Genomic DNA, 24806 nt, shown 5'->3' with positions numbered 1-24806 from the left:
GGTGACGGGGGTCACATCGGGAAGAGCTTTTCGGAATCTTCTTTCCGCATCACGGAGTGTGATGCGGGAGCCGTTCCGGCTCGGCCCTGCGTCGTTGCAGGTCAGCCGCCGATCAACGCGGTGATCGGTCCTCGGACGAAGTAGAGGATGAATCCGATCGAGACCGCCCACAGTAGCCAGTGCGCCTTCTGTCCGCGACCGCTGAGGAGGCTCAGGAGGGCCCACGTGATGAAGCCGACACCGATGCCGTTGGCGATCGAGTAGGTCAGCGGCATGGTGACGATGGTGAGGAAGGCGGGCAGGGCCACCGAGAAATGGGTGAAATCGATCTCCCGGATCTGTGCCACCATCATCGATCCGACCACCACCAGGGCCGCCGCGCCGACCTCCATCGGGATCACGCCGATGAGCGGCGCGAAGAACATCGATCCCAGGAACAGCACGCCGGTCACGCAGGCGGCCAGGCCGGTGCGCGCGCCCTCCGCGATGCCGGACGCCGAGTCGACGAAGACGGTGTTCGACGAGCCGGACGTCGCGCCGCCGGCGACCGCGCCCATGCCCTCGATGACGAAGGCGGACCGGATGCGGGGGAAGGTCCCGTCGGGCTGGCCGACGCCGGCCTGGCGGGCGAGGCCGGTCATCGAGCCCATGGCGTCGAAGAAGTTGGTGAAGACCAGCGTGAACACCAGCATCGTGGCCGCCAGCGCACCGACCCGCTCGAACGCCCCGAACAGGTCGAACTGTCCGACGAGGCTGAAGTCGGGCAGCGCGACGATCTGGCTGGGCAGCTCAGGAGCGCTGAGGTTCCAGCCCTTCGGGTCGGGGTGCGTCGGGTCGCCGACGGTGCCGAGCTTGGCGAAGTGCTGCACGACGATCGCGGCGAGGGTCGCGACGACCATACCGATGAGGATGGCTCCGGGGACGCGGCGGGCGATGAGCACGGCGATCAGCAGCAGGGCGAAGATGAAGATCGCGGTGGGAAGCGTTTCGATCGAGCCGTCGTGGCCGAGCTGGACCGGCGGGCCGGCCGGGGTGCGCGTGACGAAACCCGAGTTCACGAACCCGATGAAGGCGATGAACAGGCCGATGCCCACCGTGATCGCGGTCTTGAGCTCGGCCGGGACCGCCCGGAAGATCGCCGTCCGGATGCCTGTGGCGCCGAGTACGACGATGATCACGCCGTTGATGATCACCAGGCCCATCGCCTCCGGCCACGTGACGTCCTTGACGACCGCGACCGCGAGGAAGGAGTTCATGCCGAGGCCGGCGGCGAGTGCGAAGGGGAGGCGCGCGACCAGGCCGAAGAGGATTGTGATGACACCCGCTGTCAGGCCCGTCACGGCGGTGACCTGGACGAATCCGAGCTTGCCCTCGAGCGCATCGGACGAGCTGCTCAGGATCAGGGGGTTCAGTACGACGATGTAGGCCATCGCCACGAAGGTGACGAGGCCGCCCCGGATCTCCCGGGGGATCGTCGAGCCGCGGCGGGTGATCTCGAAGAAGCGGTCCAGGAACTGCGAACTCGCCGGGCTCTCGACGCGTTCGTCGGCCCCGTTCTGTTCTTGCTGGCTGGTCATGGTGGTCCTCTCGGTCCGAAACGCCGGGCGGGGCCCGTCGCGTTCAGGCGCTCCGGGGAGCGGCGGCGAAGTGGGGCTGATCGAAGGCGACGCGTGGTGGCGATCGCGTGGGGCTCCGCAGATTTGCGTTCCGCCCATCGGAAATGTGATTCCGATCACGTTGAGTGAAGCATGCGGCCTGGGGGCTGTCAAGCAGAAGTTCTGCGCGATTCTCGGCGACTTCCGCCGGGCGACAACACTTGCCGGACGAGACCGGTGGATCGAGGGGGCATCTACGCGAGCCGAGGCTGCGAGAGCTGTTCCGTATCGTGGCGGATGACTTTCGGTCGGCAGGCGTGGTTCACCTGCCTCGTCGGCCGTGGATCGAAATCAATACCGCAATACGGAACGCAGGATGGAATTGTGAGCGTACCGTCGGGATTGGAACAGCAAACGATCAGACGTTCGGGGAGGCGATCATGGCGGGGAAGTCCACCTCCGGTGTGCAGTCGGTGGAGCGCGCTTTCGAGCTGCTCGAGCTCATGGGGCGCGCCGGCGGCGAGTGCTCGCTGAGCGAACTGTCCGCGGGCACGCCGCTCCCTCCACCCACGATCCACCGCCTACTCCGCACGCTCGTGGGTATCGGCTACGTCCGGCAGCTGCCCAATCGGCGCTATGCACTCGGGCCCCGGCTGATCCGGCTCGGTGAGGTCGCGAACCGGCAGCTCGGTGCCGTGGCCGTGCCCGTGCTCCAGGCGCTGGTCGACGAGCTCGAGGAGACCGCGAGCCTCGCGGTCCTCGACGGCGACATGGTGATCTACACCGGGCAGGTGCCCTCGCAACACAGCATGCGCACCAACAACGAGGCCGGTCGCCGGGTCAATCTGCACAACAGTGGAGTCGGCAAGGCGGTGCTCGCCGAGCTCGACGACGCGCGCATCGTCAAACTCGTCGGCCAGGCCGGGATCCCCGCGCCGACCGCGAACAGTGTGAGCACCTTGTCCGGCGTCTTCGCCGAGGTGGAGAAGATCCGCGCGCGCGGTTACTCGATCGACGACGAGGAGCAGGAGGTGGGAGTGCGCTGCTACGCCATGGCGGTGCCCGGCGCCCCGACCCCCATGGCCGTCGGCATCTCGGGCCCGGTCTCGCGGCTCAGCGCCGACTTCGTCGACCGTGCGATCCCCGCCCTGCAGCGCGCCACCGGCATCATCTCCGACGCCCTGATCGGCGCTCGCGAGATCTGACGATCAGTCCGACCAGACGACCACCGCGAGTCGCCGTCCCGCAGCCTCTACGTAGAAGTCGCGGAGCGCGTGGAAATGATCGGCGATGTATCCGCGCGGATCGGTCGGTGCCTCGAACCCGAGTTCCCGCTCGGCTTGCGCGGGGTCAGTCGAGATCGCGCGCGCGGTGTGATTGATGTCGATTGACGCGAGGCGCCTCGCGACAGCGGGAACATCGTCGGGGCCGATAGCCCGCGGCGCCTCCATGACGGGGAGGAACGGCTCCCGATAGGACGGATTGACTTCGTACGCACCCGCCCACGCGAGGTCGAGCAGGGCGAACTCCGCCGCCGGCGAGCCGGACAGGGTGAGTGCTCGGGCGATGTAGCGGGGCGCCCAGTTCAGGTCGAGGTAGTCCTCGTCGGGGCCGTCGAACGAGCACAGCCGATCGAGCAGGTCGACAGAGCGCGAGCACGCCGCGAGGTGTTCGCGTGTTACCCGTGCCAGCTGCTGCGTCACAGCCATGGCGCACTCCATCCGTTCTGTTGGTCGTCGAGTGATCACTGTCGACGCACGGTAGTGCGCGGCTGAGCCGTGCGGTACCGGATTTCGGTCGGGGTGATTCGAGACGGAATTGTCGGCGACCGGCGGCGGTTGGAACACTCATGGCGAAAGTAGTGGTGGCACAGGCGTTCGGAGGGCCGGAGGTCCTCGAGGTGATCGAGCGGGAGCTGCCCGCTCCGGGGCCGGGCGAGGTCGTCGTCGAGTTCCGGGCGATCGGCGTCAACCCGATCGACTACAAGCTCTACAGCGGAGCGTTCGGCGACGATCCGTCGACGCTGCCGCAGAACGTCGGGAGCGAGGGTGCCGGGGTGGTGACCGCGGTCGGTCCCGACGCCGTCGGACCGAGGGGCCCGATCGCCGTCGGCGACGAGGTCGTCGTCTACCGGGGTGACGGCGTCTACGCCTCCTCGGCGATCCAGTCGGCCCAGGCGGTGCTGCCGAAGCCCGCGGATCTGGGCTGGGAGGACGCCGCCGGGCTGCTGCTCACGGGCGCGACGGCGTGGGACGCCGTCGAGCGCATCGGTGTCGCCGCGGGCGACACCGTGCTGATCCATGGAGCGGCCGGCGGCGTCGGACTGCTGGCGGTGCAACTCGCGCGGCTCCGCGGCGCCACCGTGATCGGCACCGCGCGGGCCGCCAACCACGAGTACCTGCGCGGGCTCGGCGCGACCCCCGTCGAATACGGCGACGGGCTCGCGGACCGAGTGCGCGCGCTGGCGCCGGACGGCGTGAGCGCGGCCATCGACACCGTCGGCACCGACGAGGCGGCGGACGTCTCCCTCGACCTCGTCGCCGACCGGAAGCGGATCGTGACCATCGCGGGATTCGGCCGCGCAGTGCAGGACGGCTTCCTCGCGATCGGCGGGCCCGACCCGGACAGTGCCCGCATTCGCGATGAGGCCCGCGGCCCGCTGCTGGACCTCGCAGGCGAGGGCAAGCTGGTGAACGCGGTCGCCAAGACGTTCCCGCTCGCCGACGCCGCGCGGGCGCACACCGAGCTGAAGGCCGCGCACCCGATCGGGAAGTTCATCCTGATCCCGTAGTACTACGGTGCGCCCGCCAGGTGTTCGAGCAGAAGTGCCGCCCACTGGGCCTCGTCGTGTCCGCCGGAGTAGACGGTGTGCTCCACGTCGTGGCCCGCGCGGCCGGCGGTGGTCGCGAGGTCGGCGACTGCGGGGGTGAGTTCCTCCTCGAAGGCCCCGGACGCCAACCGGATCGAGAACGCCCGGGACGGGCAGGCGGCGATCAGGTCGTGGATCCAGTCCTGTCGCGCCGCGACGTCCGCGGGCCGGCCCGTGAGGCCGGGGCGCCACCAGACGGAGGGGGAGTACGCGAGTACCTCGTCGACGAGCCTGGGGTGCCGCGCCGCGAACGCGAGTGCGGCCAGGCCGCCGAGACTCTGCCCGGCGATCGTCACCCTGCCCGGGGAGTCCAGCCGTTGTAGCGCAGCGGGAAGGACCTCGTCCGTGATCGCCGCGAACAGCTCGTCGTGGGCGCCGAGGAACCGGAGCCGCGCCGCGGGGTCGGCGGGGGAGTCGATGCCGAGCACGGCACACCGTCGGCCCGAGGCGGCCAGGACGTCGGGCAGGCGGAACCGGTCGAACCACGTGTCGGCGTCGAAGGCGATGAGCAGGTCCATCGCCCCCGGGCCGGACGGTGCGGACAGCCGGTACCGGAGAGGCTCCGGGCACAGATCGATGGTGCGGTCCAGCGCCGTGGACGTCGCAGCCGCCGGCGCGGTCCAGGCGTCGAGCCGGGGAGCGTCCGGCCCGGCCAGGAGCGATCCGAACGGCGAGCCGGCCAGCGCCGCAGCGTTGTGCGGGTCGATGCGTGCGCGGCGGAGCAGCTCGCGCGGGGGTGGGATCTCCTCGGGCCCTGCGTGGCCCGCGGCGCGCAACGGGAGCACGCGGTAGGTGGCCAGCACGTCGCGCGGCACCGCGAGCTCGGCGAACCACAGATCGCTCGCGGCCCGGCGCCGCATCATTCCGAGGGCGACGTGCCGCTTGTCGGTGAGACGGTTCACCCAGAGGTACGCGCCCCCGGATCGATCCCCGGGAGCGGAGCGCCACGTGAACAGCGCCCGTACCCGCGTCGGGTCGTCGGGGTCGTCGGTGAGGAGCGGGCTGCCGAGCGACAGTAGCGTGGACGCGGTCGCCTCCGACAGTGATTCAACCTCGTGGACGATGCAGTGCCGCACCGCATCCGCCGACGGCTCCGGGCGGACCGTCACGTCGTCGCTCCCGACCCCGCTACCGACACCGCATCCTCTCGCTCGGCTCGGGTGCCCCGGCGGACGTAGTAGGCGGCGAGGAAGGTCCCGGCCCCGGTGAGGGAGCAGAGGACGGCGCCGGCGACGTCGTTGTTGTACTCCGACTTGCGAACGTTCCGGGTGCGTGCGTAGTCGTACGAGGACGGCGCGGTCGAGATCCCGCGCTGTAGCGCGGCACGGTGGGCATCGACGCCTGAGACGGGAGGCCCGCCGGCGGGCACGTACAGGTCGAACGTCGAGATCCCCTTCGAGACGACCATCCAGCAGGTGTCGGTCGGCCCCATCGGGCGCCCCTCGCAGTGCACCGCTCCGCCGGGCCCCCGCGCGACGTCCGCGCCCAGGGTGATCGCACCCCAGGTGGCGACGATGCCCATCATGATCAGCAGAACCGGTAGCGCCTTCACTGCAAGGCGGTCGTTCTCGGCCGCGAGTTCGGCGCGATACGCCCGCGCCTCCTCGCTGCCCTCGTCCGCCCTGTCGAAGACCCCCATGCGTCCAGCGTAATACTCCGATGCACCGCCTCTGCGCGGCCGATTAGGCTGGGGAGCATGAAGAAGGTGGCGATCCTCGACTACGGCTCCGGCAACATCCGGTCGGCGCATCGCGCGATGGAGCGCGCCGGGGCCGAGGTCACCGTGACCGCGGACGCGAAGACCGCCCTCGCCGCCGACGGCCTCCTCGTGCCGGGCGTCGGCGCCTACGAGGCGTGCATGGCGGGCCTCAAAGCGGTGCAGGGCGACCGGATCATCGGCGAGCGGCTCGCGGGCGGCCGGCCGGTGATGGGCATCTGCGTGGGCATGCAGATCCTCTTCGAGAAGGGGATCGAGTTCGGCGTCGAGACCGACGGTTGCGGGGAGTGGCCCGGCACCGTCGAACGGCTGCAGGCGGAGGTCGTGCCGCACATGGGGTGGAACACCGTCGAGGCGGCCGAGGGCTCGAAGCTCTTCGCCGGCACCGACGCCGACACCCGCTACTACTTCGTGCACTCCTACGCCGCCCAGACGTGGGAGCTGGACATCGCCGACCACATCCGCGCCCCGAAGGTCACCTGGGCCGACCACGGCGGCCGGTTCGTCGCGGCCGTGGAGAACGGGCCGCTGTGGGCCACGCAGTTCCATCCGGAGAAGAGCGGCGACGCGGGCGCGGTGCTGCTGAAGAACTGGGTGGACACGCTGTGAGCGGCCGACGGGGCCTCTCGCTCGGGCGGCTCGCGCTGTTCTCGCTCGGCGCGGCGGTCGCTGTGCTGGCCGTCGTGGTCATCCTGCTCAACGTGCTGCGTCCGAGCCCGTGGGTGAGCCTGCTCATCGTCGCCGTCGGCCTCGTGGGGGCGGTCGCCGCGATGGGGATCGTCTCGAACCGCATCGTCGGGCGCGCCGTCGAGGACCAGCAGGACCGGGAGCCCGGAAAGTCGGATGACACGACGCACTAGGCTGGTCGCGTGAGTCTGGTACTTCTTCCCGCAGTCGATGTCGCCGAGGGCCGGGCCGTGCGCCTGGTGCAGGGGGAGGCCGGCAGCGAGACGGCCTACGGGTCGCCCCGCGACGCCGCCCTCGCCTGGCAGAACGACGGGGCGGAGTGGGTGCATCTCGTCGACCTCGACGCCGCCTTCGGCAAGGGCAGCAACCGCGAGCTCCTCGCCGGCGTGATCGGCGAGCTGGACGTGAAGGTCGAGCTGTCGGGCGGCATCCGCGACGACGACTCCCTCGCGGCCGCCCTCGCGACCGGCTGCGCCCGCGTGAACCTCGGCACGGCGGCCATCGAGAACCCGGAGTGGTGCGCCAGCGCCATCGCCCGCTACGGCGACAAGATCGCCGTCGGCCTCGACGTCAAGCAGCTCGACGGCCAGTGGCGGCTGCGCGGCCGCGGCTGGGTCACCGACGGCGGCGACCTGTGGGAGGTCCTCGAGCGGCTGAACAACGACGGCTGCAGCCGCTACGTGGTCACCGACGTGTCCAAGGACGGCACCCTCACCGGCCCGAATCTCGACCTGCTCGCCGCCGTCGCCGCGGCGACCGACGCGCCCGTCGTCGCCTCCGGCGGCATCTCCGCGCTCGAGGACCTGACCGCGATCGCCACCCTCGTCGAGCAGGGTGTGGATTCCGCGATCATCGGCAAGGCTCTCTACGCCGGGCGGTTCACCCTCCCCGAGGCGCTCGCCGCGGTGTCGCGCTAGTGGCCGCCCTTCCCGCCGGTTTCACGGCCGATCCCGACCGGCTCCTCGCCCTGGCGGGCGAGGCGCTCGACGCCGTCGCGCCCCGTTTCATCGAGGGCGTCGGCGCGCCCGCGTCGGTCGCGAAGGGCCCGGCCGACTTCGCCACCGACCTCGACCTCGAGCTCGAGCGGCGCATCACCGCGGCCGTCGCCGAGGCCACCGGCATCCCGGTGCACGGCGAGGAGTACGGCGGACCCGCGGTCGACGAGGGCACCGTCTGGGTGCTCGACCCCATCGACGGCACCTTCAACTACTCCGCCGGGTACCCGGCCACCGGCACTCTGCTCGGCCTGCTGCACGACGGGAAGCCGGTCGCCGGCCTCGCGTGGTTCCCGCTCGTCGGCGACGCCTTCGCCGGCCACGTCGCGGGCCCCGTCCGCAACCGCGGCGAGGCGCTGCCGCCGCTCGGCCGCGCCGGCCTGGACGACGCCATGATCGCCGTCGGCAGCTTCAGCCGCGGCAGCAACGGGCACTTCCCCGGCGACTACCGCTACGCGATCCTCGGCGAGGTCTCGCGCCGCGTCGCCCGCGTGCGGCAGTTCGGGTCGACGGGCGTCGACCTCGCCTACACCGCCTCGGGCGCGCTGGGCGGCGCCGTCGTCTTCGGCCACCACGCGTGGGACAACGCCGCCGGCGCGGCGCTGGTCATCGCGGCCGGCGGCCGGGTGACCGACCTGGCCGGCGAGGACTGGCACGTCGGCTCCGACTCCGTGCTCGCGGGCGCTCCCGGCGTCTACGACGAGCTGCTTGCCATCGTGCGGTCAGTCGGCGCACCGTCGGACTACCGCGGCGAACCCGGGCACTCCGGAACCCTGAGCTACTAGAGAGATTCGAAGGAGGCCGATCCGATGACGGTGGCCGTGCGCGTGATCCCGTGCCTGGACGTCGACGACGGGCGCGTCGTCAAGGGCGTCAACTTCCAGAACCTGCGCGACGCGGGCGATCCCGTCGAGCTGGCCGCCGCGTACGACGCGCAGGGCGCCGACGAGCTGACCTTCCTCGACGTGACCGCGTCGAGCTCCGGCCGCGGCACCATGCTGGAGGTGGTGCGCCGCACCGCCGAGCAGGTCTTCATCCCGCTCACCGTCGGCGGCGGCGTCCGCTCCGTCGAGGACGTCGACACCCTGCTCCGGGCCGGCGCCGACAAGGTCTCCGTGAACACCGCCGCGATCGTCCGCCCCGAGCTGCTCCGCGAGCTCTCGAACCGGTTCGGCAGCCAGTGCATCGTGCTCTCCGTCGACGCCCGCACCGTCCCGGACGGCGACGAGCCGACACCGTCGGGCTGGGAGGTCACCACGCACGGCGGCCGCAAGGGCACCGGCATCGACGCCATCGAATGGGCCCGGCGCGGTGAGGAACTCGGCGTGGGGGAGATCCTCCTCAACTCCATGGACGCCGACGGCACCAAGGCCGGCTTCGATCTCCGGATGATCGCCGCGGCCCGCGCGGCGGTGCACATCCCGGTCATCGCCTCGGGCGGCGCGGGCGTCGTCGAGCACTTCGCGCCGGCCGTGGAGGCGGGCGCCGACGCCGTGCTCGCCGCGAGCGTCTTCCACTTCGGGGACATGACGATCGGGCAGGTCAAGGACGAGATGGCGGGACACGGACTGGTGGTGCGACGGTGACGGGACTCGACGAGGGCATCGCCGCCCGGCTCAAGCGCAACGCCGACGGCCTCGTCGCCGCGATCGCCCAGGAGGAGGGCACCGGCGACGTCCTCATGATGGCCTGGATGAACGACGAGGCCCTCGCGAGCACGCTCGCCACCCGCAAGGGCACGTACTACTCGCGGTCGCGGCAGCAGCTGTGGGTGAAGGGCGAGACCTCCGGGCATGTGCAGGAGGTGGTCGACGTGCGTCTCGACTGCGACGGCGACACCGTCCTGCTCACCGTCCGGCAGACCGGGCCCGCGTGCCACACCGGCACGCACACCTGCTTCGACGGGGACCTGCTGCTCGGCCGGGAGTGACCGTCAGGCGCTGAGCGTGCGGAGGAAGGCCAGCGTCTCCTCGACGTGCGCCACCGCCCGCAGTTCGCCGACCACGATGTGCAGCACGGTCCCGTCGGCGTCGATGAGGAAGGTCTGCCGGCGCACCGGTGCGACCGCGAACTTGCCCCGCTTGACGTCGTACTCGGCGGAGACCGCACCATCGGCGTCGGTGAGCAGCGGGAAGCCCGGCTCCATGACGTCCGCGAAGGCCTGCGTGCGCACCAGCGGGTCCATGCTGATCCCGATCCGGGCCGTACCGCGGCGGTCGAACTCCTCGCCCGCGTCGCGGAACCGCCCGACCTCCGCGACGCACACCGGCAGGCCCGCGGTGAGGTAGAAGAAGACCGCCGCGCGGCCGTCGCCGCGGAGCTCGGAGAGGGTGCGGACGGTGCCGGTGCGGTCGGGAAGGGCGAACTCGGGGGCCTGCTGGCCGATGCGCATGGCCACGAACCTACCGGCGCTGGGATACTGGCAGGCGATGAGTACCGCACAGCAGCCGAACCTGCAGCCCGACGGCGCGACCACCAGCCTGGACGAGTTCCGCGCGCTCGCGGATCGGCACCGCGTGGTGCCGGTGATCCGCACGGTGCTCGCCGATGCCGAGACCCCGCTGTCGGCGTACCGCAAACTGGCCGGCGGGCGGCCGGGCACCTTCCTGCTGGAGTCCGCCGCCGCGGGCCAGTCGTGGAGCCGATGGTCCTTCGTCGGCGCGCCCGCGCCCGCCGCGCTCACCGTCGTCGACGGTGCCGCCACCTGGATCGGGAAGGCGCCCGCCGGCGCACCGTCGGGCGGCGACCCGCTCGAGGCCCTGGGCGAGGTGCTGCGGCTGCTGAGCTCGGAGCGGATCGAAGGGCTGCCGCCGCTCAACGGCGGCATGGTCGGCTACCTCGCCTACGACGCGGTGCGGCGCCTGGAGCGGCTGCCGGACACCACCGTCGACGACCTGCACCTGCCGGAGATGGTGTGGCTGCTGGCGACGGACCTCGCCGCGATCGACCACCACGAGGGGACGATCACCCTCATCGCCAACGCGGTGAACTGGGACGGCTCCGCCGACCGGGTGGACGAGGCCTACGCGGACGCCGTCGCGCGGCTCGACGCGATGGAGGCCGCGCTGGCCGCGCCCCTCGCCTCCTCGGTCGCGTCCTTCACCCGGCCCGAGCCGGAGTACACCGCGCAGCGGACCGTCGAGGAGTACAGCGCGATCGTCGAGAAGCTGGTCGGCGACATCGAGGCCGGTGAGGCCTTCCAGGTGGTGCCGAGCCAGCGCTTCTCCGTGCCGTCCGACGCGGACCCGATCGACGTCTACCGGGTGCTTCGCGCCTCGAACCCGAGCCCCTACATGTACCTCGTGCAGGTGCCGGCGCCCGACGGCTCCGTCGCCTTCTCCATCGTCGGCTCCAGCCCCGAGGCGCTGGTCACCGTCGCCGACGGGACCGCCACGACGCACCCGATCGCCGGCACCCGCTGGCGCGGCGCGTCCCCGGAGGAGGATCTGCTGCTGGAGAAGGACCTGCAGGCCGACGAGAAGGAGAACAGCGAGCACCTGATGCTCGTCGATCTCGGCCGCAACGATCTCGGCCGGGTGTGCACGCCGGGCACCGTCCGGGTCACGGACTACCGGCGCATCGAGCGCTACAGCCACGTGATGCACCTGGTGTCGACGGTCTCCGGCGATCTCGCGCCCGGTAAGCAGGCGCTCGACGCGGTGGCCGCGTGCTTCCCCGCCGGCACCCTCACCGGGGCGCCGAAGGTGCGCGCGATGGAGCTCATCGACGAGGCCGAGATCACCCGCCGCGGGCTCTACGGCGGCATCGTCGGTTACCTCGACTTCGCCGGCGACGCCGACACCGCGATCGCCATCCGCACCGCCGTGCTCAAGGACGGCACCGCCTACGTCCAGGCCGGCGGCGGCGTCGTCGCCGACTCGGTCGGGGAGTACGAGTTCAACGAGTCGCGGAACAAGGCATTGGCCGCGCTGAAGGCCGTCGCCGCGGCGAACACCCTGCGCGGCGTGGCGGAGGAGGCACGATGAACGGCAAGCGGAACCTCGCGATCGCCTCGGTCCTGCTCGCCGCGGCGGCGGGCGCGGTGTGGGGTTCGGGACGGATGTCGTGGATGGGCGTGACCATCGCCGACGGGCTCTCGCCCGAGCGGACGATGGAGGTCGCGGGGAACACCTGGGCACCCGCGCTCTCGGCGCTGTGGCTGGTCTTCCTCGCGGCGATCGCCGCGGCGCTGGCGCTGAAGAACTGGGCCCGCGGCGTCGTCGCCGTCATCGTCGCGGTCGCCGCGATCGGCGCCGCCTACCCGGCGGTCACGGTGCTGACGCAGGAACCCGACATCGGCTACCTCGAGAAGATCCTGCGCGACGCCCCGGGCGGCGGCGACGCCGGCACCGCCGTCATGGGCAACAAGGACTACATCTCCCAGGTCGACCCGACGACGGCGGGCCCGTGGGTCGCGATCCTCGGCGCCCTCCTCGCGGTCGGCGCCGCGGTGCTGCTCATGCGCGGACTGCGGGGTGGCGGCATGGGATCGAAGTACGTCTCGCCCGCCGCGCGCCGCGCCGAACTGGAGCAGCGCGTCTTCGACGACACCGCCGCGGAGCCGGCCTCCGAGCGCGACCTGTGGGACGCGCTCGACGGCGGGGACGACCCCACCGAGGCGGGCGGCGCCCGTCCCGGCGCGGGCGAGGGGGCCGGACCCGAGCGTCCGCGGGCCGAGGGCTAATGTTGGAGCACGCTCGACGACCCACGAAAGGCCTCCAGCCGTGACTTCACCCACTGCTCTCGACTCCATCATCGAGGGTGTGCGCGCGGACCTGGCGGCCCGTGAGGCCATCGTCGACCTGGCCACGATCAAGGCCGCCGCGAAGGCCGCGCCGCCCGCCGTCGACGCCACCGCCGCGCTCCGCGAGCCCGGCATCGCGGTGATCGCCGAGGTGAAGCGCGCCAGCCCGTCGAAGGGCGACCTGGCCGGCATCGCCGACCCCGCCGAGCTCGCCTCCGAGTACGAGGCGGGCGGCGCCCGGGCGATCAGCGTGCTCACCGAGGAGCGGCGGTTCAAGGGGTCCCTGGCGGACCTCGACGCGGTCCGTTCGCGGGTGCGGATCCCCGTCCTGCGCAAGGACTTCATCGTCACGCCGTACCAGATCCACGAGGCCCGCGCGCACGGCGCCGACATCGTGCTGCTCATCGTCGCCGCGCTGGAACAGCCGGTCCTCGTCTCGCTGCTCGACCGCATCGAGTCGCTCGGCATGACCGCGCTCGTCGAGGTGCACACGGAGGACGAGGCGGACCGCGCGCTCGAGGCCGGCGCGACCGTGATCGGCGTGAACGCCCGCAACCTCAAGACCCTCGAGGTGGACCGCGACTCCTTCGCGCGGATCGCCCCCGGACTGCCCTCCTCGGTGATCAAGATCGCCGAGTCGGGCGTGCGCGACAGCCGCGACCTGCTGACCTACGCGGGCCAGGGCGCCGACGGGGTCCTCGTCGGCGAGGGGCTGGTCACGGCCGGCGATCCGCGGACGGCCGTCGCCGACCTCGTGACCGCCGGCTCGCACCCCAGCTGCCCGCGCCCCGCGCGCTAGTCCCGCGCGCCCCGGCGCTCCAGCTCGCGCAGCGCGATCTGGATCGCGCCGCGCACCGGATCGACCGTGAGGACCCGCAGGTCGGAGATGCCGCGCATCCCCAGGTGATGCCGCACCCGGCGCTGTAGCGCCGGCTGATGCACGGCGAGGCCGCCCGCGAGCACGACGGGGCCCGCCGAGCCGATCCGCTCGGCGACCGAGACGGCGATGTGGGTGAGTGCGATCGCGGCCTGGTCGACGATGTCGGTGCTCACCGGGTCGCCCGACTGGGCGAGCTCGAAAACCACCCGGGCCCGGCCCGCCCAGTACCGCCGCTCCTGCTGCGCGTAGAAGTGATCCAGCAGTTCGTCCGGGTCCTGCAGGCCGCAGTCGGCGGCCAGCTGCTGGCCGAGGTGATCGGCGGGCTCCTCGCGGTCGAGGCGGATCAGGGTGCGGCGCACCGCCTCCTTCGCGACCCAGTAGCCGCTTCCCTCGTCGCCCAGCAGATAGCCCCAACCGCCCGCGCGGGCGTGCTTGTCGCCCGCTCGGCCCCACGCGACGGCGCCGGTACCGGAGATGACCGCCACCCCGTCGCGCACGCCGGCCGCAGCGAGGATCAGCTGGCTGTCGTGCACCACCCGGATCCGGGCGCCCGGGATGCGCTCGGCGAGGAGTGCGGTGAGCGTGGCCGCGCCGGCCGGGGTCTCCACCCCGGCGGCGCCCGCGCACACCGCGCCCACGTCGTGGACGCCGAGCCGGCCGAGCGCGATGTCGAGCTGGCGACCGGCCTCGTCGCGGCCCACGGACGAGATGTTCGCGCTGCCGGCGAGCGCCTCGGCGACCACCACGCCGTTCTCGGCGCGGACGGCCTGCGTCTTGGAGCCTCCGATGTCGAGGCCGATCACCGCGGTGCTCACTGGGACACGGCCCCCGTCTTGTCGGCGTCGGTGGGCCAGGTGCCGTTGTTCTGCCAGTAGTGCTGGATGTCCTCGAGCTTGCGGCCCTTGGTCTCCGGTGCGAACTTGAGCACGAACAGGAAGGCGACGACGGTCAGGGCCCCGAAGACGGCGAAGGTGCCGGTGCCGCCGAGCAGTTGGCTGTTGAGCATCGTCAGCGTGACCTGGGCGACGATGGCGTTCGCCACGAGGTCCGAGGTCAGCATCGCCGACGAGCCGTAGGCGCGGAGCCGGGCGGGGAAGGCCTCGCCGGCGTACACCCACACCAGGGAGCCGAAGCCGAACGAGAAGCCGATCACGACCAGCACCAGGCCGGCGAAGCCGACGACGCCCGCGGTCTCGTGGTTCTTGAAGTCGCCGTCGGCCATCTGGTAGGCGAGGATCATCACGGCGAAGGCGAGGATCATGGTGCCGATGCCGCCGAGCAGGATGGGGCGGCGGCCGAACTTGTCGACGGTGAAGATCGAGACGACCACGGCGAGCAGGCCGAAGAGCTGCACGAAGGCGGGCAGCATGTACTTGCCGAAGTTCCCCTCGTAGCCCATCGACGCGAAGATGTCCGGGCTGTAGTAGATGATCGCGTTGATGCCGGTGATCTGGATGAAGAAGCCGAGGACGACGACGAAGAAGGTGGCGCGCAGGTAGGGCTGGCGGAAGAGCTGGCTGAGCTTGCCGCCCGTCTCGTCGGAGAGCTGGGCGCGCATCTCATCGAGTTCGGCCTCGATGCCGGCGGCGGTGGAGTCGGGCTCGACGGAGATGAGTGCGGCGCGGGCCTCGTCCTCGCGACCGCGGGTCATGTACCAGCGGGCGGTATCGGGAAGGCGCACGAGCAGGAGCGTGACGATGATCGCGGGCACGGCGGCGACGCCGAGCATCCACTTCCACGAGGTGGTGCCGAGGCCGGCGAGCAGGTAGCCGAGCACGTAGCCCAGGATGATGCCCACGATCGTGGCGAACTGGTAGGCCACGAGCATCGCGCCGCGGCGCTTCGCGGGCGCGGATTCGGCCACGAAGACCGGGACCACCACGACCGAGACGCCGACGGTGAGGCCGAGCATGAACCTCGCGAACAGGAGGAGGGGCACGGTCGGTGCGATGGCGCCGAACAGGGCGAAGATCGTGTAACCGGCGCCGACGGCGATCATCGCCTTCTTCCGGCCGACCTTGTTGGCGAACCAGCCGCCGACGATCGCGCCGAGGATCTCGCCGACGACGACGACCGTGGCCAGCGCCTGGGTCATCCCGTCGCCGAGGCCGAAGTCCTGCCGGATGAAGTCCTTCGCCGCGGCGATGTTCGACGTGTCGTAGCCGTAGATCACGCCGAGGCTCGCCGCCGCGACGCCGACGAGGACCGCGCTCGATTTCGCAGCCTGCGTACTGCTCATGTCATCTCCTTGAAGTCGGCTCCAAGTGGTCTACACCATTTGGAGTAGGCTAAGAGTGGCATAGACCACTTTGACCGTCAAGGGGTAATGTGGAACACATGACGCTCCCTCGTTCGTCGCACACCGAGCCGCCGCGCTACTTCCGCGCCAAACTCGAGCTGCAACGCCGCATCGGCGACCTCGGGCACGGGGACACCCTGCCCGCCGAACGCCGGCTCGCCGAGCAGCTCGGCGTTTCGCGCACGACCCTGCGCAAGGCACTGGCCGAGCTGTCCGCCGAGGGGGTGCTGCGCCGCGAGCACGGCAGCGGCACCTACGTCGCGCCGCCCAAGATCGTCCGGGTCCGACAGCTCACCTCGCTGAGCGAGGACTTCGGCGTCGACGGCAAGCAGGTGAGCTCACAACTGCTCTCGTGCGACCACATCACTGCGGACGCGGAGACGCAGGTGGCCCTCGAACTCCCGCGCGGGGCGCGCGTGTACCGCGTCACCCGGCTGCGCATCGTCGACGACGAGCCGCTGGCCATCGAGATGGCCCACCTGCGGGGCCCGCTCCGCGGACTCGCCACGCGTCTCGAGGAGCAGGCGTCGCTGTACCGCGTGCTCCGCGAGCAGTACGCGCGGTCGATCACCGCGGTCGAGGACACCGTCGAGACGGCGCTCGCCTCGCCGTCCGAGGCGGAGCTGCTCGGAGTCACCGCCGGGCACCCCCTGCTCATGGTGCACCGCCTGGGCCGGGACGCCGAGGGCCTCGCCCTCGAGTGGACCCGCAGCATCTACCGCGGCGACCGGTTCAAGTTCGTCGCCCGCGCCACGAGCCCGGCCGCGACGCTGGACGTCGCGGCCGGGCCGTCGGAACTCTGAGGACGCTCCCGCGTCACTTGTCGGTGATCGGCAGCCCCGGCGGGTTGATCTCCGAGGTGGGGACGGCCTCCGCCTCCAGTCCCCAGCGCTGCAGCACCTTGGCGTAGTCGCCGCTGCGGATCGTCGACTCCAATGCCGCCTGCACGGCGCGGATGATGCCGCTGTCCTTCTTCGTCGTCGCGCCGATGAGGCCCTGCAGCGTCGAGCCGGCGCCGGACACCCGGCCGACGACCTTCGTCGCGTTCGGGGTGCCCTTGGTCTGCGCGACGTGGAAGGCCGAAATCGGGTTCGGGCCGAAGTAGGCGTCGATCTGGCCCGACGCGAGCGCGGCGTAGGTGCCGGTGTTGTCCTGGTAGTTCTTGATGGCGATGCCGGGCTTGCCCGCGGCGCGCAGGTCCGCGTCGTAGCGCTGCAGGATCCGCTCCTGGTTGGTGCCGGAGCCGACGGCCACCGTCTTCCCGGAGAAGGAGTCCCCGCCCGTGAACGTGAACGTGGAGGACTCCTGGACCTCGACGGCGAGGTCGTCCTTGCGGTAGGTGGCGAAGTCGTACTTCTGCTTCCGCGCCTCCGTGACGGTGATGTTCGAGACGCCGAGGTCGAACTGGCCGCTGTCGATGCCCAGGAACAGGCCCTCCCACGAGGTGTTCGACTCCTCGAGCTTCAGGCCGAGGGCACCGGCGATCAGGTACGCGATGTCCGACTCGTCGCCGATGAAGACGCGCTCGTCGTCCGTCGCGGGGAAGTAGAACGGCGCGTTGCCCGCCCCCGAGCCGTGCGCGACCCGGAGCACGCCGCGATCGCGGATGGCCTGGGGGAGCAGGGCCGCCGCGGCCTCGTCCTTCGCGGGCACGATCCGGTTCTGCTTGCTGGTCAGGTTGAGCTGCTGCCCGGCCGCGCCGGTCACGCTCGCGGTCGTCGACTCGGTGGTCTGCCCGCCGCAGCCCGCCAGCACCGAGCCCGCGAGGGCGAGGGCCGCGACGAGGGCGGGCAGGCGATGTCGAACGGAACGGATGGTCATGCGGTCTCCTTGGTGGTCCAGTGGGCGAGGAAAGTGCGGGTGCGGTCGGTGGCGGGGCGGTCGAGCACGGCGGCCGGCGTGCCGACGGCGACGACGCGGCCCCGGTCGAGGAAGACGATCCGGTCCGAGATGCGGCGGGCGAGGGCCAGCTCGTGGGTCACCACGACCAGGGTCCGGCCCTCGGCGGCGAGCTCGGCGATGACGGCGTTCACCTCCCCGACCAGCTCGGGGTCGAGCGCGGAGGTCGGCTCGTCGAACAGGATCAGGTCCGGGTCGAGGGCGAGGGTGCGGGCGATCGCGACGCGCTGCTGCTGGCCGCCCGACAGCTGACCGGGGTAGTGGCCCGCATGCGCGCCGAGCCCGACCCGGTCGAGCAGTTCCCGGGCTCGGCCGTCGGCCTCGTTCCGGCTGCGGCCCAGGGTCAGGCGCTGCGGTCGCGCGACGTTCTCCGCGGCCGTGAGGTGCGGGAACAGGTTGAACTGCTGGAAGACGAAGCCGATGCGGGCGCGCTGGCGGCGCAGCTCGCGCTCGGGCAGCGCGACGAGGTGATCGCCGCGGCGCCGGACGCCGATCAGGTCGCCGTCGACCCGGACGACCCCGGAGCTCGGCTCCTCGAGGTGGTTGAGCAGCCGCAGCAGCGTCGACTTGCCGGATCCGGACGGTCCGATGATCGACACCACCTCGCCGGGCGCGACCGTGAGGTCCACGCCGCGCAGCACCTCGTCGTGGCCGAAGCGCTTCGACAGCCCCACGGCCTCCAAGCGCGGGCGCGGATCGGTGGCGGTCATGCGGTCTTCTCCTTCTTCGGGGTCTTCGTGGCCCCGTAGCCGCGCGCGAGGCGCTTCTCGAGGTAGTGCTGGCCGATCGACAGGACGGTGGTCAGCACCGCGTACCAGGCGACCGCGACGAGCAGCAGCGGAATGATCCGGCCGTTCCGGCCGTACACCACCTGGACCTGGTAGAACAGGTCGGGCAGCGCCAGGATGAAGACCGCCGTCGTGCCCTTGAGCAGGCCGATCACCTCGTTCGCGGCGGGCGGCACGATTGTGCGCAGTGCCTGCGGCAGCGTGATCCGCAGCAGGTGCGCAGCCGGCGGGATTCCGAGGGCGCGGGCCGCGTCGTGCTGCCCCGCCGAGACGCCCAGGATGCCCGCCCGCACGATCTCCGAGCCGTACGCGGCCTGGTGCAGGACGATGCCGATCACGGCCGCGGTGTACGGCGAGAGCAGGTCCTTGGTCGGCGCGTCGACGAAGGTCGGCCCGAACGGGATGCCGAGGCCGATCGTCGGGTACAGCGCCCCGAGGTAGCCCCAGAAAAGGATCTGCACGATGAGGGGGATCGACCGGAACAGCCAGATGAAGCCGAAGCTGAAGGCCGCGAGCACGCGATTACCGGACAGCCGGGCCAGGGCGAGCGCGCCGCCGAGGAGGAAGCCCAGGACGGCCCCGATCAGGGTGAGCTGGATCGTGAACCAGAGCGCCTCGAGGATCGTCGGACTGAACAGGTAGGCGCCGAAGGTGGGCCAGTCGAACCGGGGATTGGTCACGGCCGAGACCGCGAGCTGCGCGAACAGGACGCCCGCGACCGCGACCGCGAGCCATCGGCCCCATTGGACGCGGTGCCGCACAGGCAGGGCGGCGAGCTCGGCGAGCTCGGGATCGGTGGCGGCCGGCTGCGGCCGGGTGAGGGCGAGGGTCATGACTCTCCGGTCGATCGGGTGGGCGGCTGGACGAGGAGCAGGGGGATCGACGCGCGGAGCCGGAAGCCGAGGCCCTCGTACACCGCGCGGGCGCCGGTGTTCTCGGCGGAGGTGTGCAGGAACGGGACGTCGCCGCGGGCCCGGATGTGGTGTCCGACGGCGCGGACGAGGCGGGTCGCGAGGCCCCGGCCGCGGTGCTCCGGGTCCGTACAGACCGCGCTGATCTCCGTCCATCCGGGCGGGCGCAGGCGTTCCCCGGCGAGGGCGATCAGGCGACCGGAGTCGTCCCGCAGGCCCAGGTAGAGCCCCAGTTCGACGGTGCGCCGCTCGAACGGTCCCGGGCGGGTCCGCTCGACCAGATCGAGGATCTCGTCGACGTTCCGGGCACCGAGCACCTCGGCCTCGCCGTCGGGCGCCGTCTTGAGGGCGGCACCGTCGTACTGGACGAGCGGGATCTCGTCGACGATCCGCCACCCCGCGGGGAGCGGCGCCCGCACGCCCCGGAGCGAGAGCGGGGTGCCGGGGACGGCGAGGCGGGCCAGGGCCGCGAAGTCCTCGGGGGTCGGCTGCGGCGGGTGGCCGACGAAGCGCGCGACCTCCGGCCGGTAGCGGACGACGGCCCCGTCTCCGAGGCGGAAGCGGGCGTGCGCGCCGTGCAGGGAGGCCCGGACGGGATCGTCGAGGACATGGCCGAGCGTGGTGGTCATGCCCGGAAACACTCGTCGCGGAAACGGATTCGCGGAACGTTTGGCGTCGCTGTGATTCCACTTTGACGGCGTAGGGATAATCGTTCCTGTGAGCCTTCCTGAAGCCAGTACCGGACTGTCCGAACGATCGGCCTTCGAGCCGGACGGGACCGGTCATTGGGGCGCGTGGGGCGGACGGCACGTGCCCGAGGCGCTCATGGCGGTGATCGAGGAGGTCTCCGCCGAGTTCGAGAAGGTCCGCTCCGATCGGGAGTTCCTCGGCGAGCTCGACCGCCTGCAGCGCCAGTACACCGGGCGGCCGTCGCCGCTGTACCCGTGCGTGCGGCTGAACGAGCACGCCGGCGGCGCGCAGATCTATCTCAAGCGCGAGGACCTCAACCACACCGGCAGCCACAAGATCAACAACGTCTTGGGGCAGGTCCTCCTCGCCAAGCGCATGGGCAAGCCGCGGGTCATCGCGGAGACCGGCGCCGGGCAGCACGGGGTCGCCACCGCCACCGCCTGCGCCCTGCTCGGCATCGAGTGCGTCGTCTACATGGGCAAGGTCGACACCGACCGCCAGGCGCTCAACGTCGCGCGGATGCGGCTCCTCGGCGCCGAGGTGGTCGCGGTCGCCTCGGGTTCGGCGTCGCTCAAGGACGCCATCAACGAGGCCCTGCGTGACTGGGTCAGCAACGCCGACACCACCTACTACTGCTTCGGCACCGCCGCGGGGCCGCACCCGTTCCCGCTCATGGTCCGCGACCTGCAGCGGATCGTCGGCATGGAGGCCCGCGAGCAGATCCTCGAGGCGGAGGGCCGCCTGCCCGACGCGGTCTTCGCGTGCGTCGGCGGCGGCTCCAACGCGATCGGTGTCTTCCACCCGTTCATCGCGGACGAGGGCGTGCGCCTGATCGGCTGCGAGGCCGCGGGCGACGGCGTCGAGACCGGGCGGCACGCCGCGACCTTCACCGGCGGCAGCCCCGGCGCCTTCCAGGGCTCGTACTCGTACCTGCTGCAGGACGAGGACGGCCAGACCATCGAATCGCACTCGATCTCCGCCGGATTGGACTACCCGGGCGTCGGGCCCGAGCACGCGCAGCTCAAGCAGGACGGCCGCGCCGAGTACATCCCGATCACCGATGCGGAGGCCATGGAGGCGTTCGCCCTGCTCTGCCGCACTGAGGGCATCATCCCGGCGATCGAGTCGGCGCACGCCGTGGCCGGAGCGCTCGAACTGGGCCGGGCGATGGGTCCGGACGCCCTGATCATCGTCAACCTGTCCGGTCGCGGGGACAAGGACGTCGACACCGCCGGGAAGTGGTTCGGCCTCCTCGACGACCACGGGGACGTGGTCGGCCAGACGGTCGTCGGCGAGGACTTGAACACCGAGCTGCGGGACGCACAAGCGCGCGCGGCGACGAGCACGGGGGAGAGCAAGTGAGCGCACTGGCACCGGTCTTCGAGCAGTGCCGCGCGGAGAACCGCGCCGCATTGGTGACCTACCTGCCCTGCGGGTACCCGTCCAAGCAGGGCGGGCTCGACACCGTCGTCGCCATGGTCGAAGCGGGCGCGGACATCGTGGAGCTGGGCATCGCCTACAGCGACCCGGTCATGGACGGCCCCGTCATCCAGCGCGCGGCCGACGACGCCCTCCGGGGCGGCATCCGCGTGCGCGACGTCTTCTCCTACGCCGAGTCCGTCGCCGCCGCAGGCGCCGCGCCCGTGGTGATGACCTACTGGAACCCCGTGCTCAAGTACGGCGTGGAGGCCTTCGCGCGGGACCTCGCGGCCGCCGGCGGCAAGGGCCTGATCACGCCGAACCTCATTCCCGACGAGGCCGACGAGTGGATCGCCGCGGCTGATCGGCACGGTCTGGACAAGATCTTCCTCGCGGCACCGTCGTCGACGCCCGAGCGGCTCGCGATGACGGCGAAGGCCTCCTCGGGCTTCCTCTACGCGGCGTCGACGATGGGCGTCACCGGCGCGCGCGACGCGGTCGACAACGTCGCGCCCGAACTGGTGGCGCGCGTGCGTGAGGTGTCCGACATTCCCGTCGGCGTGGGGCTCGGCGTGCGCTCGCGCGCGCAGGCGGCGGAGATCGCCGCCTACGCCGACGCCGTGATCGTCGGTTCCGCGCTGGTCAGCGCCGCCGGTCGATCGATCGACGACGTCCGCTCGCTGACCGCCGAACTCGCCGCCGGTGTCCGCCGCGCCTGACCGAGCGGCGCCCGACAGCGCGGCGCGCGCCGGACGTGGGTCTCGCCGGCCCTCCTGGCGGCGACTGGTGCGTCGCGGCGGGCGAACACTGTTCGACGGTCGCCGATGGCGCACCGCCGGGCAGCGGGAATACGCGTACATGACCACGGCGATCCGGTACCTCAACGGGGAACGCATCCTCCGGGTATCGGTCGCGCTGCTCGCGATGATGATGCTCCCGTTGGCCGCGGTGATGCAGTTCAACCCGATGGGCCCCTCCGGAACGCCGGCGCGGCTCGTCCACATGAGCGCCGCCGTCATCGGCTTCCTCCTCGGGCTGCGCTGGCTCGTCGGGCGGTGGCCGTCGGCGCGCGAGGCGATATGGTTCCTCTTCCTCTCCGACCTCCTCATCGGAGTCGCCGTCGCGGTGCTGTCCGACCCCACCGCGCGCATCTGCGGCACGATCCACATCGCGATGGTGGGATTGTTCGCGGCGTTCTTCCTGGGCTGGCGGATCCTGTTGCTGCATTGCGTGTACGCGCTGCTGCTGATCGCCGGGCTGACCGCGTACGCGATGCTCGCCGACGGTCGGACCCTCCTGGACCTGTACGTGTACACGACGCCGGCGATCACGACCGTGGTGGGCCTTCCCGTGGTGATCCAGGTGGTCGTGGAGCTGGGTCGACACGGCGTCGCCGATCTCACGAAGGAGTGGAACGTCGACAGCCTGACCGGCGCGTACAGCCGGCGCGGTATGAACCTCGCGATCCGCCGGACCGCGAAGCGGGCGACCGACGACGGACTCGTCGTGGTGGCGGCGCTGGATCTCGACCGGTTCAAGCAGTTCAACGACACGCACGGACACGGGGCCGGCGATCAACTGCTCCGCGATGTCGCCGCCCGGCTCAAGACCGTCCCCCGCCTCGTCGTCGGTCGCCACGGCGGCGACGAGTTCGGGCTCGTCGCGTTCCGGGACGGGCGAGGAGACGCCATGACCACGATCGAGGAGTTGAGGGCGCTCGTCGTGCCGCGGGGGGATCACGACGAGACCGGGATCCCGGGCAGCCTCGGGATCGTCATAGCGGCGGGCCGGGACCGGGCGCGCCTCGACGCCTTGGCGCTGGCGGCCGACGAGGCGTTGTACGAAGCAAAACGTTCGACGACGTCCGCGGTCGTCGTGCGGGACCTGGCTCTGCGCTGACCGGTAGCTGCTGCCGGGCGCCCACGTTCGAGCCGCACCGCCGCGGGTACAATCACCCCCGTGATGACCGGGACCAGCGTTGGCCGCTGACGCGCGGCGACCGGCGGGCCCGTGGTCGAGTCCGGTCGATGACCTGCACCCGCGCCGCGGAGGAACCGTGGTGATCCGCGAGCCGGATGGAAGCGTCCGATGACCGCGCGGCGGTTCCTGCGCGCGGTGTGGCGGCGGCTCACCGACCGCGAGGGCTGGCGCACCGCCGGGAACGTGGAGTACATGACGGCGCAGTCCTGGCTGCGACTTCAGGGGGGCGGGCTCGCCCTGCGCTTCGCGATCGGCGGCCTCGCCCTGATGATGGTGCCGCTGTGCATCGGCATCCTGTTCTCGGAGGGCCGGCCGACGACGCCGATCGCGATGGTCGTCTTCGTCGCCGCCTCGAGTGGCAGCGCGGTGCTGGGTGTCTGGTGGCTCCGGCTCCGGAACCCCCGGGCGAAGGACGCCATCCGGTTCGTCGCGGCGGCGGACCTGTGCCTGTTCGTGGGGTGCATGGCCCAGTACGGCATCGCGCGGATCAGCGGCACCATCCACCTCGGCATGCTCGCGATGCTCACGGCGTTCCTGCTGGGCTGGCGGATCCTGCTACTGCACTGCCTGCTGTCCCTCGCCGCTCTGATCACCACCACCGTCGCGACGATCGTCATCGACGGCATCCCGCTCGCGGCCCTGTACCCGCTTCTCGCGCCGGCGCTCGCGGTCGTCTTCGCGCTCCCGATGATCGTGCAGTTCGTGGTCGAGTCCGGGCGCCGGGGGATCGGTGTCGCGGTGACCGATCAGCACCGGGACGGCCTCACCGGCCTGTACAACCGCGTCGGGATGCAGGCGCTGGTCCGGGAGAAGGCGCGCCGCGACCACGGTGCCGCGGTCGTCGCGATCCTGGACCTCGACCGGTTCAAGCACTACAACGACACCCACGGCCATCTGTCCGGCGATCAACTCCTCGTCGACACGGGCAAGGCGCTGCGGGACGGGCTCCCCGAGACGATCGTGTCCCGGATGGGCGGCGACGAATTCGTCGTGGTCGCGTTGCGGCCCTCGCGCGCCGCGGCGGAGGCCGTGGTCGCGGGTCTGCGGGCGCTGGTCGCCGGGGACGAACCGAGGCGGCGGGCCGTGGCGGGCAGCGCCGGGATCGTCGTGCTCGGGCCGCTGCGGCCCGGCGGTCTCGCGCCCGCCGTCGCCGAGGCGGACCGGGCGCTCTACGAGGCGAAGGCCGATCGGTCCCGCCGCGTCGTGGTCTACGAGCGGGAGACCGCCGTCGCGCCGCACGAGGTCGCGCCGCACGAGGTCGCGCCGCACGACGTCGCGCCGCAGGGAGAAGTGCCGGGCGAATCCGCGCGGTGACGCGGTGATCGGCGTCACC

At 71.6% G+C, this 24806-nt stretch carries 27 protein-coding genes; 16 read left to right on the top strand and 11 right to left on the bottom strand.

The annotated features are described in order from the left end of the window. Positions 1–101: 101 nt before the first annotated feature. The gene (locus WFK95_RS07830) at positions 102–1577 is read right to left on the bottom strand and encodes an NCS2 family permease (RefSeq protein ID WP_224645079.1); all 1476 of its coding nucleotides are present in this window, start codon (positions 1575–1577) and stop codon (positions 102–104) included. Between the two features lie 458 nt (positions 1578–2035). On the opposite strand from WFK95_RS07830, the gene WFK95_RS07825 reads away from it, so the two are divergent. Further along, on the top strand, positions 2036–2800 hold the full coding sequence (locus WFK95_RS07825) for an IclR family transcriptional regulator (RefSeq protein WP_224645080.1): 765 nt from the start codon (positions 2036–2038) through the stop codon (positions 2798–2800). Positions 2801–2803: 3 nt separating this feature from the next. Here WFK95_RS07825 and WFK95_RS07820 read toward each other — a convergent pair whose 3' ends face one another. Continuing rightward, a complete protein-coding gene (locus WFK95_RS07820) occupies positions 2804–3304 on the bottom strand; it encodes a DUF1877 family protein (protein WP_336670369.1) in 501 nt (166 codons plus the stop codon). Between the two features lie 140 nt (positions 3305–3444). Between WFK95_RS07820 and WFK95_RS07815 the strand changes: the two genes are divergently transcribed. Beyond that, positions 3445–4386, top strand: coding sequence for an NADP-dependent oxidoreductase (locus WFK95_RS07815; protein WP_336670368.1), 942 nt, complete (start codon positions 3445–3447; stop codon positions 4384–4386). Positions 4387–4388: 2 nt separating this feature from the next. Here WFK95_RS07815 and WFK95_RS07810 read toward each other — a convergent pair whose 3' ends face one another. After that, positions 4389–5573, bottom strand: coding sequence for an alpha/beta hydrolase-fold protein (locus tag WFK95_RS07810; RefSeq protein WP_336670367.1), 1185 nt, complete (start codon positions 5571–5573; stop codon positions 4389–4391). After that, positions 5570–6103, bottom strand: coding sequence for a hypothetical protein (locus tag WFK95_RS07805; protein WP_336670366.1), 534 nt, complete (start codon positions 6101–6103; stop codon positions 5570–5572). Before WFK95_RS07805 ends, WFK95_RS07810 begins: the two co-directional genes overlap by 4 nt. 57 nt (positions 6104–6160) lie before the next feature. Between WFK95_RS07805 and hisH the strand changes: the two genes are divergently transcribed. From hisH to hisI, 6 genes are read left to right on the top strand one after another with little or no spacing between them, the layout of a single operon-like run. Beyond that, positions 6161–6790, top strand: coding sequence for an imidazole glycerol phosphate synthase subunit HisH (gene hisH, locus WFK95_RS07800; RefSeq protein WP_336670365.1), 630 nt, complete (start codon positions 6161–6163; stop codon positions 6788–6790). Then, positions 6787–7041 (top strand): hypothetical protein, encoded by a 255-nt coding sequence (locus tag WFK95_RS07795; RefSeq protein ID WP_224645086.1) that lies wholly within the window; start codon positions 6787–6789, stop codon positions 7039–7041. Before hisH ends, WFK95_RS07795 begins: the two co-directional genes overlap by 4 nt. A gap of 9 nt (positions 7042–7050) precedes the next feature. After that, positions 7051–7785 carry a bifunctional 1-(5-phosphoribosyl)-5-((5-phosphoribosylamino)methylideneamino)imidazole-4-carboxamide isomerase/phosphoribosylanthranilate isomerase PriA gene (gene priA, locus WFK95_RS07790; protein ID WP_224645087.1) on the top strand — a complete coding sequence of 245 codons (735 nt, stop codon included), beginning with the start codon at positions 7051–7053 and terminating at the stop codon, positions 7783–7785. Further along, positions 7785–8648 (top strand): inositol monophosphatase family protein, encoded by an 864-nt coding sequence (locus WFK95_RS07785; protein ID WP_336670364.1) that lies wholly within the window; start codon positions 7785–7787, stop codon positions 8646–8648. Before priA ends, WFK95_RS07785 begins: the two co-directional genes overlap by 1 nt. Before the next feature lie 24 nt (positions 8649–8672). Next, positions 8673–9449 (top strand): imidazole glycerol phosphate synthase subunit HisF, encoded by a 777-nt coding sequence (hisF, locus tag WFK95_RS07780; RefSeq protein WP_224645089.1) that lies wholly within the window; start codon positions 8673–8675, stop codon positions 9447–9449. After that, positions 9446–9793: a phosphoribosyl-AMP cyclohydrolase gene (hisI, locus tag WFK95_RS07775; protein ID WP_336670363.1), complete on the top strand. Its 348-nt coding sequence runs from the start codon at positions 9446–9448 to the stop codon at positions 9791–9793. Before hisF ends, hisI begins: the two co-directional genes overlap by 4 nt. A gap of 3 nt (positions 9794–9796) precedes the next feature. Here hisI and WFK95_RS07770 read toward each other — a convergent pair whose 3' ends face one another. Beyond that, positions 9797–10255 (bottom strand): peroxiredoxin, encoded by a 459-nt coding sequence (locus WFK95_RS07770; protein ID WP_336670362.1) that lies wholly within the window; start codon positions 10253–10255, stop codon positions 9797–9799. Between the two features lie 37 nt (positions 10256–10292). On the opposite strand from WFK95_RS07770, the gene WFK95_RS07765 reads away from it, so the two are divergent. The 3 genes from WFK95_RS07765 to trpC are packed head-to-tail and all read left to right on the top strand — an operon-like array spanning position 10293 to position 13406. After that, positions 10293–11849, top strand: coding sequence for an anthranilate synthase component I (locus tag WFK95_RS07765; protein ID WP_224645092.1), 1557 nt, complete (start codon positions 10293–10295; stop codon positions 11847–11849). Beyond that, a complete protein-coding gene (locus tag WFK95_RS07760; RefSeq protein ID WP_336670361.1) occupies positions 11846–12547 on the top strand; it encodes a TIGR02234 family membrane protein in 702 nt (233 codons plus the stop codon). The genes WFK95_RS07765 and WFK95_RS07760 overlap by 4 nt, the downstream gene beginning before the upstream one ends. A 40-nt stretch (positions 12548–12587) precedes the next feature. Continuing rightward, the gene (gene trpC / locus WFK95_RS07755; protein ID WP_224645094.1) at positions 12588–13406 is read left to right on the top strand and encodes an indole-3-glycerol phosphate synthase TrpC; all 819 of its coding nucleotides are present in this window, start codon (positions 12588–12590) and stop codon (positions 13404–13406) included. Here the strand turns inward: trpC and WFK95_RS07750 are convergent. Beyond that, positions 13403–14302: an N-acetylglucosamine kinase gene (locus WFK95_RS07750; RefSeq protein ID WP_224645095.1), complete on the bottom strand. Its 900-nt coding sequence runs from the start codon at positions 14300–14302 to the stop codon at positions 13403–13405. The genes trpC and WFK95_RS07750 overlap by 4 nt on opposite strands. After that, positions 14299–15726 (bottom strand): sugar porter family MFS transporter, encoded by a 1428-nt coding sequence (locus tag WFK95_RS07745; RefSeq protein WP_336670360.1) that lies wholly within the window; start codon positions 15724–15726, stop codon positions 14299–14301. Before WFK95_RS07745 ends, WFK95_RS07750 begins: the two co-directional genes overlap by 4 nt. A 98-nt stretch (positions 15727–15824) precedes the next feature. Between WFK95_RS07745 and WFK95_RS07740 the strand changes: the two genes are divergently transcribed. Beyond that, positions 15825–16589 carry a GntR family transcriptional regulator gene (locus WFK95_RS07740; protein WP_224645097.1) on the top strand — a complete coding sequence of 255 codons (765 nt, stop codon included), beginning with the start codon at positions 15825–15827 and terminating at the stop codon, positions 16587–16589. 13 nt (positions 16590–16602) lie between these two features. On the opposite strand, the gene WFK95_RS07735 is transcribed toward WFK95_RS07740, so the two are convergent. Genes WFK95_RS07735 through WFK95_RS07720 form a run of 4 tightly spaced genes read right to left on the bottom strand, consistent with a single transcriptional unit; the run spans position 16603 to position 20013 of the window. After that, positions 16603–17607, bottom strand: a complete 1005-nt coding sequence (locus WFK95_RS07735; protein ID WP_336670359.1) for a transporter substrate-binding domain-containing protein — start codon at positions 17605–17607, stop codon at positions 16603–16605. Further along, positions 17604–18395 carry an amino acid ABC transporter ATP-binding protein gene (locus tag WFK95_RS07730; protein WP_336670358.1) on the bottom strand — a complete coding sequence of 264 codons (792 nt, stop codon included), beginning with the start codon at positions 18393–18395 and terminating at the stop codon, positions 17604–17606. Before WFK95_RS07730 ends, WFK95_RS07735 begins: the two co-directional genes overlap by 4 nt. After that, complete coding sequence (locus WFK95_RS07725; protein ID WP_336670357.1) at positions 18392–19306, bottom strand: amino acid ABC transporter permease; 915 nt, start codon at positions 19304–19306, stop codon at positions 18392–18394. The genes WFK95_RS07730 and WFK95_RS07725 overlap by 4 nt, the downstream gene beginning before the upstream one ends. After that, the gene (locus WFK95_RS07720; RefSeq protein WP_336670356.1) at positions 19303–20013 is read right to left on the bottom strand and encodes a GNAT family N-acetyltransferase; all 711 of its coding nucleotides are present in this window, start codon (positions 20011–20013) and stop codon (positions 19303–19305) included. Before WFK95_RS07720 ends, WFK95_RS07725 begins: the two co-directional genes overlap by 4 nt. An 88-nt stretch (positions 20014–20101) precedes the next feature. Here WFK95_RS07720 and trpB point away from each other — a divergent pair, with 88 nt between their 5' ends. The 4 genes from trpB (at position 20102) to WFK95_RS07700 (ending at position 24787) form a co-directional block, all read left to right on the top strand. After that, a complete protein-coding gene (trpB, locus tag WFK95_RS07715) occupies positions 20102–21436 on the top strand; it encodes a tryptophan synthase subunit beta (protein WP_336670355.1) in 1335 nt (444 codons plus the stop codon). Next, positions 21433–22212 (top strand): tryptophan synthase subunit alpha, encoded by a 780-nt coding sequence (trpA, locus tag WFK95_RS07710; protein ID WP_336670354.1) that lies wholly within the window; start codon positions 21433–21435, stop codon positions 22210–22212. The genes trpB and trpA overlap by 4 nt, the downstream gene beginning before the upstream one ends. Before the next feature lie 139 nt (positions 22213–22351). Beyond that, positions 22352–23392 (top strand): GGDEF domain-containing protein, encoded by a 1041-nt coding sequence (locus WFK95_RS07705; RefSeq protein WP_336670353.1) that lies wholly within the window; start codon positions 22352–22354, stop codon positions 23390–23392. A gap of 189 nt (positions 23393–23581) precedes the next feature. After that, a complete protein-coding gene (locus WFK95_RS07700; RefSeq protein WP_336670352.1) occupies positions 23582–24787 on the top strand; it encodes a GGDEF domain-containing protein in 1206 nt (401 codons plus the stop codon). Positions 24788–24806 lie beyond the last annotated feature (19 nt).

Origin of the sequence: Tsukamurella sp. USMM236, assembly GCF_037148755.1 — a bacterium.
Taxonomy (GTDB): Bacteria; Actinomycetota; Actinomycetes; order Mycobacteriales; family Mycobacteriaceae; genus Tsukamurella.
The sequence above is the reverse complement of the archived record's forward strand: the minus strand, read 5'-3'. Positions and strand labels throughout refer to the sequence as shown.

Excerpts from the sequence above, each read along its gene's own strand:
- WFK95_RS07830 (WP_224645079.1), bottom strand. The coding sequence starts at position 1,577 with ATGACCAGCCAGCAAGAACAGAACGGGGCCGACGAACGCGTCGAGAGC.
- WFK95_RS07825 (WP_224645080.1), top strand. The coding sequence starts at position 2,036 with ATGGCGGGGAAGTCCACCTCCGGTGTGCAGTCGGTGGAGCGCGCTTTC.
- WFK95_RS07820 (WP_336670369.1), bottom strand. The coding sequence starts at position 3,304 with ATGGCTGTGACGCAGCAGCTGGCACGGGTAACACGCGAACACCTCGCG.
- WFK95_RS07815 (WP_336670368.1), top strand. The coding sequence starts at position 3,445 with ATGGCGAAAGTAGTGGTGGCACAGGCGTTCGGAGGGCCGGAGGTCCTC.
- WFK95_RS07805 (WP_336670366.1), bottom strand. The coding sequence starts at position 6,103 with ATGGGGGTCTTCGACAGGGCGGACGAGGGCAGCGAGGAGGCGCGGGCG.
- hisH (WP_336670365.1), top strand. The coding sequence starts at position 6,161 with ATGAAGAAGGTGGCGATCCTCGACTACGGCTCCGGCAACATCCGGTCG.
- hisF (WP_224645089.1), top strand. The coding sequence starts at position 8,673 with ATGACGGTGGCCGTGCGCGTGATCCCGTGCCTGGACGTCGACGACGGG.
- WFK95_RS07770 (WP_336670362.1), bottom strand. The coding sequence starts at position 10,255 with ATGCGCATCGGCCAGCAGGCCCCCGAGTTCGCCCTTCCCGACCGCACC.
- WFK95_RS07765 (WP_224645092.1), top strand. The coding sequence starts at position 10,293 with ATGAGTACCGCACAGCAGCCGAACCTGCAGCCCGACGGCGCGACCACC.
- WFK95_RS07760 (WP_336670361.1), top strand. The coding sequence starts at position 11,846 with ATGAACGGCAAGCGGAACCTCGCGATCGCCTCGGTCCTGCTCGCCGCG.
- WFK95_RS07745 (WP_336670360.1), bottom strand. The coding sequence starts at position 15,726 with ATGAGCAGTACGCAGGCTGCGAAATCGAGCGCGGTCCTCGTCGGCGTC.
- WFK95_RS07740 (WP_224645097.1), top strand. The coding sequence starts at position 15,825 with ATGACGCTCCCTCGTTCGTCGCACACCGAGCCGCCGCGCTACTTCCGC.
- WFK95_RS07735 (WP_336670359.1), bottom strand. The coding sequence starts at position 17,607 with ATGACCATCCGTTCCGTTCGACATCGCCTGCCCGCCCTCGTCGCGGCC.
- WFK95_RS07730 (WP_336670358.1), bottom strand. The coding sequence starts at position 18,395 with ATGACCGCCACCGATCCGCGCCCGCGCTTGGAGGCCGTGGGGCTGTCG.
- WFK95_RS07725 (WP_336670357.1), bottom strand. The coding sequence starts at position 19,306 with ATGACCCTCGCCCTCACCCGGCCGCAGCCGGCCGCCACCGATCCCGAG.
- WFK95_RS07720 (WP_336670356.1), bottom strand. The coding sequence starts at position 20,013 with ATGACCACCACGCTCGGCCATGTCCTCGACGATCCCGTCCGGGCCTCC.
- WFK95_RS07705 (WP_336670353.1), top strand. The coding sequence starts at position 22,352 with ATGACCACGGCGATCCGGTACCTCAACGGGGAACGCATCCTCCGGGTA.
- WFK95_RS07700 (WP_336670352.1), top strand. The coding sequence starts at position 23,582 with ATGACCGCGCGGCGGTTCCTGCGCGCGGTGTGGCGGCGGCTCACCGAC.